Here is a 9,384-nt window from a genome sequence, read left to right as displayed (position 1 = left end):
TGCGAACTCGGCCTGCCGTGCCGCTCGTTGTCGGGAATGTGATCCACCCCGAAGGGTTCGACCTTCGTGACCGCGCTGCCGTACACCGGCGCCGGGGCATCGTGGGACATGGGCGTGCTCCTGGGGACGGGGAGAGGGGGTTACTGGAGCGGGGGCTACTGGAGGGGGTTACTGGAACGCCGGTATGACTTCCTTGATGAACAGCTCCAGCGACTTGCGCTTCTCCTCGTGCGGGAGGCCGGTGTCGATCCAGAAGCTGTACTCGTCGACGCCCAGCTCCTGGTAGGCGCGCAGCCGCTCGATCACCTCGGCGGGGGTGCCGATCATCGCCGTCTCGTGCAGCGACTCCGGCGTGAACTCGGGGCGGCCCTCGAACTTCGACTCCGGGCTGGGGTCGAGGAACCCGTTGCGCGGGGTGACCTGGTTGCCGAACCAGGCGTCGAAGGTCCGGTAGAACCGGCCGATCGCCTCCGCGGCCGGCCGCCACCCCTCGGGCTCGTCGGGGGAGTGGACGTGCGTGTGCCGCAGCACCATCAGCTCGGGGCGCGCCACCTCCGGGTGGTTGGCCACCGCGGTGTCGAACTTCCGCTTCAGGTCGACGACTTCCTCGTCCCCCTTCATCAGCGGGGTGACCATGACGTTGCAGCCCTGGGCGACGGCGAAGTCGTGCGAGTCGGGGTCGCGGGCGGCGATCCACATGGGCGGGGTGGGCTGCTGCACCGGCTTGGGCACGCTGGTCGACGTCGGGAACTGCCAGATCTCGCCGTCGTGCGCGTAGTCGCCCTGCCACAACGCCCGTACGGCGGGCACGAGTTCACGAAGATGCTTGCCGCCGTCGCGGGCCGAGAGGCCGCCCGCCAGCCGGTCGAACTCGAACTGGTAGGCACCCCGGGCGATGCCCACCTCCATCCGGCCGTTGCTGATGACGTCCAGCAGAGCGCACTCACCGGCGGCCCGGATCGGGTTCCAGAACGGGGCGACGATGGTCCCGGCGCCGAGGCGGATGGTCGTGGTCTGCGCCGCCAGATGGGCGAGGAGCGGGATCGGGCTCGGCGAGATGGTGTACTCCATCGAGTGGTGCTCGCCGATCCACACGGTGCCGAAGCCGCCGGCCTCGGCCATCAGGGTGAGCTCGGTGAGATTCTCGAAGAGCTCGCGGTGGCTGACCTCCTCGTCCCAGCGCTCCATGTGCACGAACAACGAAAACCTCATGACTGCTGCTCCTTGCCTGACGCGGTGGCGTCCATCTCGGTGAGGGTCACGTCGCCGGTCGCCCAGTGGGACCGGGGCACCTCGTGGACGACGACACGGATGTACTCGGGCTTGGTGTTCGTGGTGCGCAGGACCGCTTCGTGCACTTCGTGCAGCAGGGCCCGGATCTGCTCCGGGGTGCGGCCCTCGGCGAGGGTGATGGCGACCTGTGGCATGTCGGCTCCTGTCGGCTTCCGTCAGCTGCGCAGGGTGAACGGGTCGGCCACCGGCTCCTCGCTGGTGTTGATCCACACGCTCTTCAGGCGTGTGTACTCCTTGATGGTCTCGGTGCCGTGCTCCACGCCGACGCCGCTGGACTTGAAGCCCTGCCGCGGCGACATGGGGGACATGGCCCGGTAGGTGTTGACCCAGATCGTCCCGGCGTCGAGCCGTGCCGCCATCCGGTGCGCCCGGGAGAGGTTCGTCGTCCAGACGCCGGCCGCGAGTCCGTAGTCGGTGTCGTTGGCCAGCCGGACGACCTCGTCCTCCGTGTCGAACGGCATGACGGCCAGCACGGGTCCGAAGATCTCCTCCCGGACGACGCGCATGTCGTTGTCGACGTCCACGAGGATGGTCGGCTCGTAGAAGTAGCCGCCGAGCCCGCCGTCGGTGGGGCGTCCGCCGGTCAGCACCCGGGCGCCCTCGCTGCGGCCGAGGTCGACATAGCCGGCCACCTTGTCGCGCTGGTCGGCGAAGGCCAGCGGGCCGAGCTCCGTCCGCGCGTCCAGAGGGTCGCCGATGCGGATGGTCCTGGCGCGTTCGGCGACCCGCTCCAGCAGCTCGTCGTAGACCGACCGGTGGGCGAAGACGCGGCTGCCCGCGATGCAGGTCTGTCCGGCGGCGGCGAAGATACCGGCCACGACGCCCATCGCCGCGTTCGCGATGTTCGCGTCCTCGAAGACGATGTTGGGGGACTTGCCGCCGAGTTCGAGCGTGGAGCCGATGAACCGGCTCGCGGTCGCCGCCGCGATCCTGGCCCCGGTGGCGGTGGAGCCGGTGAAGGAGATCTTCGCGAGGTCGCGGTGGTCGACCAGCGCCTGTCCCGCCTCGGCCCCGAACCCGGTGACGACGTTGACCGCGCCCGGCGGGAAGCCCGCCTCCAGGGCCAGCTCGGCGAGCCTGACGACGGTCGCCGAGGTGTACTCGGACGGCTTGATCACGACGGTGTTGCCGGCGCACAGGGCCGGGGCCAGCTTGCTGCTGGTCAGCGTCAACGGGGAGTTCCAGGGCGTGATCGCGCCCACGACGCCCAGCGGCTCCCGGGCCGTGTAGTTCAGCACCTGGCGGTCGGAGGTGGGGATGAAGTCGCCGTGGATCTTGTCGGCGAGGCCCGCGTAGTAGTGGTAGTACTCCGGCAGGGTGGCCAGCTGCCCGCGCATCTCGCGCAGCAGCTTGCCGTTGTCCAGGGTCTCCATCCGGGCCAGGTCCTCGGCGTTCTCGGCGATCAGCTCCCCGAGCCGGCGCAGCAGCCGGCCCCGGCGCGTCTGGCTGAGGTCGCGCCAGCGCGGGTCCTCGAAGGCGCCCCGCGCGGCGGCGACGGCCCGGTCGATGTCGGTCGCGTCGCCGCGCGCCGCCCGGTAGAGGACCTCGCGGGTGGCCGGGTTGGTGCTCTCGAAGTACTCGCCCGACGCGGGCTCCACCCGCGCCCCGCCGATGAAGTGCCGCAACGTGGTGAGGTCAGACATGAGCACACTCTCCGAGAAAGGTGGTGAGGGAGTCGACCAGCGCCCGGGGACGCTCGACGGGCAGCATGTGACGCGCCTCGGGGACGACCACCGCCCGGCAGTCGGGCAGCGCGGCGGCGAGCCGACGGGTCATCCCGGGGGTGGAGCCGGGGTCGTTCTCCCCCGTCACCGCCAGTGCGGGTACGGCGATGGCGCCCAGGTCCGGCGCGAGTTCCGCGTCCGCCGTGGCGAACACGCGGTAGCAGCCGAGGAAGGAGCCGACGTCGCCCGCGAGCAGCGTGGCCTCCGTACGGGCCACCCGGTCGGCGCCGACGTCCGTACCGTCGTACCACCGCTTCAGGGACGCGGCCGCGCTCGCCGGGAAGTCGGCCTCGGCGGTCCGCAGCCGGGCGAGGACCAGGGCCCGTTCCTCGTCCGTGCGCGCGCACACCGAGCTGACCGAGGTCAGGGTGGCCACCAGTTCGGGCCGGTGCAGCGCCAGGTGCTGGGCGACCAGTGCGCCCAGGGAGAATCCGACGAGGTGCGAGCCCGCCGGGATCCCGTCGGCGACCCCGTCGGCCAGGCCGGCGAGGGTCACCCCGTCGCGCACCGGCGGGCGGGTGCCGTGGCCCGGCAGGTCCGGGGTGATCACGGTGAAGCGGTCGGCCAGGAGCGCGGCGATCGGCTCCCACATGGTGTGGTCGAGTCCGACGCCGTGCAGCAGGACCACGGTCGGCTGGCTCATGGGCACCTACTGTTCGGTCGAGAGCGGCGCCAGGCGCTGCTGGGGGCGCCCCTGAGCGGCGGCGGCGAGCGCGATGACGATCTCGTTCGGGTGCGGGGCGTCGCTGACGCGGACCTCGAAGCTCTGGTGGTGCGAGCGGATCGTGGCGTCGGTGATGTGCTTCAGCGGGATGTCGAAGACCACACCGGCCGGGCCGCGCTTCTCGACCGCCGGCAGCAGCGTGGTGGCGCCCGCCGCCTTGCGGAAGTGGTCGCCGAACCTGAGGGTGTGGATCAGCCCCGAGCCGTGCTCGATCTCGCCGTCCAGCCCGACGATCGCGGCCTTGCCGTACGCCTCGGCGGGCTCACCGAGGGCGTCGAGGACCGCCGGAGCCAGCAGCGCGCCGAGGTCGGAGGCGTGCGCCTCGATCCCGGGGCCCAGATCCTCGACGAAGCCCTGACCGGCCCAGGGGTTCTCGATCACCGCCGCGACGACGGCGATCCGGGCTGGGCGGGCGAGCTCCCGGCCGCCCTCGGCGTGGATCTCCTCGACGACGGTCACGATCCTGCGGACGCTCATGAGGAAACAACCTCCAGGGTTTCGGTGGTGACGACGGGGTCGGTCAGCCGGTCCCCGATCCGCGGATGCGGGCGCGGCCCCGTCGACGCGGCCGCGATCACGACGATCTCGTCCGCGCGCGGCCCGTCGGAGACCCGGGCGCTGATGGTCTGGTAGTGACTGCGCGTCGCGGCATGGGTCTTGTGCCAGAGCGGGATGATCAGCGACTCCCCGGCCTCGGCGCGCGTGTCCGCGAAGCAGATGATGGACTCGCCCTGGAGGAACTCTCGCACCAGGTTGCCGAAGTACGGGGTGTGGATGAGCGCCCCGGCGTGCTCGATCTCGCCGGCCGTGCCGACGATGGCGGCCTTGCCGAACGACTCGATCTCGTCCGCACCGCCCAGGGAGGCGATGAGCCGGTCGGTCAGCAGCTTCGCGAGCACCGGTGCGATACGGGCCTGCTCCAGGTTCAGATCGGTCGAAGGACCGGAGCCCAGCCAGGGATTCCGTACGACCGCGGCGACGCTCGCCCGCCACGCGGGTCGCGCGGGCGCCTCGCCCGCCTCGGTCAGGACGACGTCACGGTAGAGCACGAGCTTGCGGAGACCGATGCTCTCGTCAGTGTGTTCCAAGCTCTCTTGCATGGCACAGGACGATAGGCATCCCCCGGCAAACCGGTCAAGGGGTCGCGCCCGAATGGCCGCCGCCCGTCGCCCGGCACCTCGGCCGGGCGCTCTTCATATGCCACTTGACATGCACGTTCTGGCGAACGTCGGGGTCGGCCGAACGAACCCTGGCCACCGGACCCTTGACGCTCCCTCTGTGGCATGCCTTACTGCTTCTTGTATGCCAACGCGGGCCGAAGTGGCGGCTGCGCAGCCGTCGGGGAGCGGTCGAAAGGCCCCGCCCCGGCCTTTCTTGTTGCCATGGAAGGGGAAGAGATGGCGCACACCCACGCCCACAGGGAACGCATCGAGAAGGTATGGGCCGAGGCCTGGGAGCAGGGTGACGTCGACGCGCTCGACACGCTGCTGAGCCCGGCCTACCTGCGCCACGGGACGGACCCGCACCCCCAGGACCTGGACGCCTTCAAGGCGGCGATCGTCTCCACCCGCGCGGCGTTCCCGGACCTGACCACCGTCATCGACGACATCGTGATCGACGGCGACCGGGCCGCGATCCGCTGGCACAGCAGCGGAACGCACCTGAATTCCTTCCTCGGCGTCCCGCCCACCCACCGGCGCGTGGACATCAGCGGCGCCACGTTCGCCCGCTTCGAGGGGGACCGGATCGTCGAGGAGCACGTGACGTGGGATCCCCGGGCGCTGCTCGCGGCGCTGGGCATCATCAGCGTGGGACAGGACTGACGGCCGGCACGGCACCGACGATCAAGACGACAAGGAGCACCCTCATGACCGCGCTTGCCTCCACCCCCGACATCGACGTGATGAAGCGGGTGAACCGGCAGTTCGTCACCGGAGTCACGGTCGTGACCGCGATGGACGGAGAGACCCCCAGAGGCCTGGCCGTCAACGCGTTCTCGAGCATCTCGCTCGACCCTCCCACGGTGATGGTGTGCGTCCAGCACACCTCGTCCACCCATGACTGCCTGTTCCGGGCCGACCATCTCGCGATCAACATCCTGTCGACCGACCAGCTCGACGTCGTCGGCACGTTCGCGAGCAAGGCCGCCGACAAGTTCACGGACCTGGACTGGGAGAGCGGCCCGTTCGGCAGCCCGCTGATCGCCCGGAGCAGCGCGCGGATGGAGGTACGGATCCGGGAGCGGCTGCGGGCGAGCACGCACACGATCTTCATCTGCCGGGTGGTGCACGCGGACGTCACCGACCTGCCCCCCATGGTCTACGGCGCGGGCAGGTTCTTCGACGGCGGGGCACTCACGTCCCTGGGGTGAAAAGCCCTCAAACAGCTGCAGACCGAAGGGCTCGTGGAGATCCGGCCCCGCGTCGGGACGTTCGTCACCGTCCCTTCCCGCCGCGAGATCACGGAACTCTTCGAGATGAAGGAACTCATGGAGGGCGCGGCCGCACGCCTGCTCGCCCGGCGCGGCCGGGTCCCGGAGACCGACTCGCTCGAACGGAACCTGCGCGAGGCCGACGAGGCGGTGGCGCGGGACGACCGGGAACGGTACGCGGAGCTGGTCCAGGAGTTCCACGACCTGCTCGTCGCCGGCTCCGACAACAGCAAACTGCGGGCCCACTACCGGGTGCTGATGAACCAGCTCGCGTACCCCCGGCTGGTGAACACCTCACTGAGCAGGCCGGGCCGCGCCGTCCAGTCCGACCGCGAGCACCACCTCGTCCTGGAACTGATCCTGGCGAAGGACGGCGACAGCGCGGAGCGCGTCATGCGCGAACACGTCAGAGCCAGCCGCCGAGCCCTCCTGGCGGGTCTGCCCCTGACCGGCTTCCGGTCCCGCTGACCCGAGGCTTCACCGCATGACGGACCGTCCGTCTACTGGCCCCGCCGGCCCAGGACACAGAACTCGTTGCCCTCGGGGTCCGCCAGCACGACCCACGGCTGCTCACCCTGGCCGATGTCGACCCGCTGTGCCCCATGAGCCAGGAGGCGGGCCACTTCGGCGTCCTGATCATCGGGTACGAAGTCGAGATGCAGCCGGCTCTTGGCCTTCTTGGGCTCGTCGAGCCGTACGAACTCCAGCCCCGGCGAGCGGTCCGGCGCCGGGCGGATGGCGAACTCGTCCGCGGAGGAGTGCACCACCACCCAGCCGAGAGCCTCGGCCCACCACTGCCCGAGGCCCGCCGGATCCGCCGAGTGAACGATCACATGCCGCCATTCCAAGGTCATCGCCCGAGCGTAGACCGGCCGACTCCGGGAACACAGGCGGTTTTCCGCGCGAGCCCGGCCGGCCGACCCGGGCACTCCCTGCCCCGGACGCCCCGGACGCCCCGGACGCCCCGGACGCCCCGGATGCCCCGGCGGCACAGGGGCACAGGGGGCGTGCGGAGAAAGCACACGCCCCACCCTCACCACTCGCTCCGCTTTCTCGCTCCCCAGACCTCCTCAAAGCCCCCATACGCCCCTCGGTCACTCTTCCGGGACCGTAACCGGCGCCTCAAGAATGGCCCTTCGCGCCGCCGCTCGTCGCAGTGGTGGTGTCCGCTCCCGGCCGGGGAAAGCCGGCACCGGGCAGCAACAGACAAGCGGACGGCCCGAAGGCCGTCGAGGAGAGAAGCGGCAGTCATGCCGCGGGGGGCAACACCACACCATGTCCGACCACATGACCACCGCCGGCCACGCGCGCGTGGCGGCACGGGCGCCGTCAGGCCCCTCGTCCACGGCCGACACCGGCCGGCACACCCGATCCGACCAGGGACGCGCGGGCCGACGCGCGCACGGTTCCCACCGGCGCCGGCTGGTGACCCAGGCGGCGACCTCGCTGCTGGAGACCGCCGTGATCCTCCCCGCCCGCAACGAGGAGGCCGGCGTCCTGCTCGCGCTGGAATCACTGGCCGCGCAGACCACACCGCCCGACCTGATCGTGATCGTGGTCAACAACTCCTCCGACCGGACGGAGCAGTTCGCGCGCGAGTTCGCCGACCGCCCGGGCGTACCGCGCACCGTCGTCTTCAACCTGCCCGACAACCCGCACAAGAAGGCCGGTGCCCTCAACCACGGCATCGGCTGGCTGAACAGCACCCCCGGCGGACTCGCCGCCGCCGCGAAGTACCTGCTGGTCATGGACGCCGACACCAGCCTGCACCCGAAGTTCCTGGAACGGGCGCGCAACGTCATGGCGTCGGACCGGCGCGTGGGCGGACTCAGCGCGACCTGCCTCGGCCGGACCGGCCTGTGGAAGAACCTCTGGCAGCGCTACCTGCTGGGCATGCAGATCATGGAGTACGGCCGCTACGCCCGGGGCCGCTACCGCTTCGGCATCCACAGCATGTCGGGCGCCGGCTCCTTCTACCGCACCGAGGCACTGCTGAGCATCCTGCGCTGGCGCGGCGAGGTGTTCTGGGAGGACCACGCCAACCTGGTGGAGGACTACGAGACGACGCTCGCGCTGAAGGAGGCGGGCTGGAAGGTCACGGCCAACCAGCACTGCATCGCCTACACCGACCTCATGCCCACCCTGCGGGAACTGATCGGCCAGCGGGAGCGCTGGGGACGCGGCACGGTCGACACCCTGCGCCGCCGCGGCTGGACGAAGCACACGTGGTTCTCCATCACCGGCATGGTGCTCGGCTTCGCCGGCTTCCTCTACACCCTGGGCTGGCTGGCCGCCTGGACCGGTGTGATCGCGAGCAGGGGCTTCGTCCTGGATCCGGTCTGGCTGTGCCTGGTCGCCTTCTGGATCGCGTACGCCGCCTTCCGCACCCGCCACCTCGGCTGGAAGGGCGTCCTGGTCGACGTCCTGATGCTGCCGGGCCTGGTCTTCTCCACCGTGCGCGCGTACTGGTTCGTCACCTCACTGGTGAAGTCGTACGCCACCGGGGTCTCCGCCTGGAAGTGACGGCTCTCAAGTCACCCCACACACACGACCGACAGGTCACCGAGAGGAACAAGATCATGAACTACCTCAGCGGATCCGGTACCGGAATCGTCGCCGGAGCGGCCTCCCTCGCGGCCACCGGCACCTCGTCCACCACCGACCTGATCATCGCGGCCAGCGTCGCCCTGGTCCTGGGCGGCCTGACGACCTATGCCGCGGCCGTCCGCCGACGCCGCCACGACGCCGACGCGGCCGGCCACTGACCCCGTCGGAGCGGATTCACACCATCAGTATCGGCGGCATTCGCCATGGGCAGTGAAACCGAACTGAAAGGTCGCTGAACGCGCCGCCCCGCAGACTCCGGGGCATGACGACAACGACCCACACCTCCGCCATCGCGGCCACGGGGCTGCGGAAGTCCTTCGGGGACAAACTCGTCCTCGACGGCATCGACCTGCACGTCCCCGCCGGCACGATCTTCTCCCTGCTCGGCCCGAACGGGGCCGGCAAGACCACCGCCGTCAAGATCCTCTCCACCCTCATCACCGCCGACGCCGGTGACATCCGCGTCGGCGGCCACGCCCTCTCCACCGACCCGCAGGCGGTACGCGCCATGATCGGGGTCACCGGACAGTTCTCCGCCGTCGACGGCCTGATCACCGGCGAGGAGAACATGCTCCTCATGGCGGACCTGCACCACCTGCCCAAGG

The 9,384-nt window shown here is 70.5% G+C and carries 13 protein-coding genes; 6 read left to right on the top strand and 7 right to left on the bottom strand.

Going from position 1 to position 9,384, the window contains the following annotated elements; all coding sequences use genetic code 11:
* Positions 1-168: 168 nt before the first annotated feature.
* Genes ABZ464_RS51550 through ABZ464_RS51525 form a run of 6 tightly spaced genes read right to left on the bottom strand, consistent with a single transcriptional unit; the run spans position 169 to position 4,841 of the window.
* Positions 169-1,212, bottom strand: a complete 1,044-nt coding sequence (locus ABZ464_RS51550) for an LLM class flavin-dependent oxidoreductase (RefSeq protein ID WP_359289885.1) — start codon at positions 1,210-1,212, stop codon at positions 169-171.
* Positions 1,209-1,427 (bottom strand): tautomerase family protein, encoded by a 219-nt coding sequence (locus ABZ464_RS51545; RefSeq protein WP_359289883.1) that lies wholly within the window; start codon positions 1,425-1,427, stop codon positions 1,209-1,211. Before ABZ464_RS51545 ends, ABZ464_RS51550 begins: the two co-directional genes overlap by 4 nt.
* 21 nt (positions 1,428-1,448) lie before the next feature.
* Entirely contained in the window at positions 1,449-2,936 is a 1,488-nt protein-coding gene (locus ABZ464_RS51540) for an aldehyde dehydrogenase (RefSeq protein WP_359289881.1), read from the bottom strand.
* Positions 2,929-3,660, bottom strand: coding sequence for an alpha/beta hydrolase (locus ABZ464_RS51535; RefSeq protein ID WP_359289879.1), 732 nt, complete (start codon positions 3,658-3,660; stop codon positions 2,929-2,931). Before ABZ464_RS51535 ends, ABZ464_RS51540 begins: the two co-directional genes overlap by 8 nt.
* A gap of 6 nt (positions 3,661-3,666) precedes the next feature.
* Entirely contained in the window at positions 3,667-4,218 is a 552-nt protein-coding gene (locus ABZ464_RS51530; RefSeq protein WP_359289877.1) for an amino acid synthesis family protein, read from the bottom strand.
* Positions 4,215-4,841, bottom strand: a complete 627-nt coding sequence (locus tag ABZ464_RS51525) for an amino acid synthesis family protein (RefSeq protein WP_359289875.1) — start codon at positions 4,839-4,841, stop codon at positions 4,215-4,217. The genes ABZ464_RS51530 and ABZ464_RS51525 overlap by 4 nt, the downstream gene beginning before the upstream one ends.
* Positions 4,842-5,138: 297 nt before the next feature.
* Here ABZ464_RS51525 and ABZ464_RS51520 point away from each other — a divergent pair, with 297 nt between their 5' ends.
* From ABZ464_RS51520 to ABZ464_RS51510, 3 genes are read left to right on the top strand one after another with little or no spacing between them, the layout of a single operon-like run.
* Entirely contained in the window at positions 5,139-5,564 is a 426-nt protein-coding gene (locus ABZ464_RS51520) for an ester cyclase (RefSeq protein WP_359289873.1), read from the top strand.
* Between the two features lie 44 nt (positions 5,565-5,608).
* A complete protein-coding gene (locus tag ABZ464_RS51515) occupies positions 5,609-6,112 on the top strand; it encodes a flavin reductase family protein (protein WP_359289871.1) in 504 nt (167 codons plus the stop codon).
* Between the two features lie 33 nt (positions 6,113-6,145).
* On the top strand, positions 6,146-6,640 hold the full coding sequence (locus ABZ464_RS51510; RefSeq protein WP_359289869.1) for a GntR family transcriptional regulator: 495 nt from the start codon (positions 6,146-6,148) through the stop codon (positions 6,638-6,640).
* 32 nt (positions 6,641-6,672) lie between these two features.
* On the opposite strand, the gene ABZ464_RS51505 is transcribed toward ABZ464_RS51510, so the two are convergent.
* Positions 6,673-7,026 carry a VOC family protein gene (locus tag ABZ464_RS51505; protein ID WP_359289867.1) on the bottom strand — a complete coding sequence of 118 codons (354 nt, stop codon included), beginning with the start codon at positions 7,024-7,026 and terminating at the stop codon, positions 6,673-6,675.
* Between the two features lie 433 nt (positions 7,027-7,459).
* On the opposite strand from ABZ464_RS51505, the gene ABZ464_RS51500 reads away from it, so the two are divergent.
* The 3 genes from ABZ464_RS51500 to ABZ464_RS51490 form a co-directional block, all read left to right on the top strand.
* The gene (locus tag ABZ464_RS51500) at positions 7,460-8,695 is read left to right on the top strand and encodes a glycosyltransferase family 2 protein (protein ID WP_359289865.1); all 1,236 of its coding nucleotides are present in this window, start codon (positions 7,460-7,462) and stop codon (positions 8,693-8,695) included.
* Positions 8,696-8,751: 56 nt separating this feature from the next.
* On the top strand, positions 8,752-8,937 hold the full coding sequence (locus ABZ464_RS51495) for a hypothetical protein (RefSeq protein WP_359289863.1): 186 nt from the start codon (positions 8,752-8,754) through the stop codon (positions 8,935-8,937).
* Between the two features lie 104 nt (positions 8,938-9,041).
* Positions 9,042-9,384 (top strand): ATP-binding cassette domain-containing protein (locus ABZ464_RS51490; RefSeq protein ID WP_359289861.1); only part of this gene is annotated, 343 nt, incomplete at its 3' end.

It is taken from the genome of Streptomyces sp. NPDC005820 (genome assembly GCF_040630255.1).
Taxonomy (GTDB): domain Bacteria; phylum Actinomycetota; class Actinomycetes; order Streptomycetales; family Streptomycetaceae; genus Streptomyces.
Note: the sequence above shows the minus strand (reverse complement) of the source record. Positions and strands in the feature narration are given on the sequence as shown.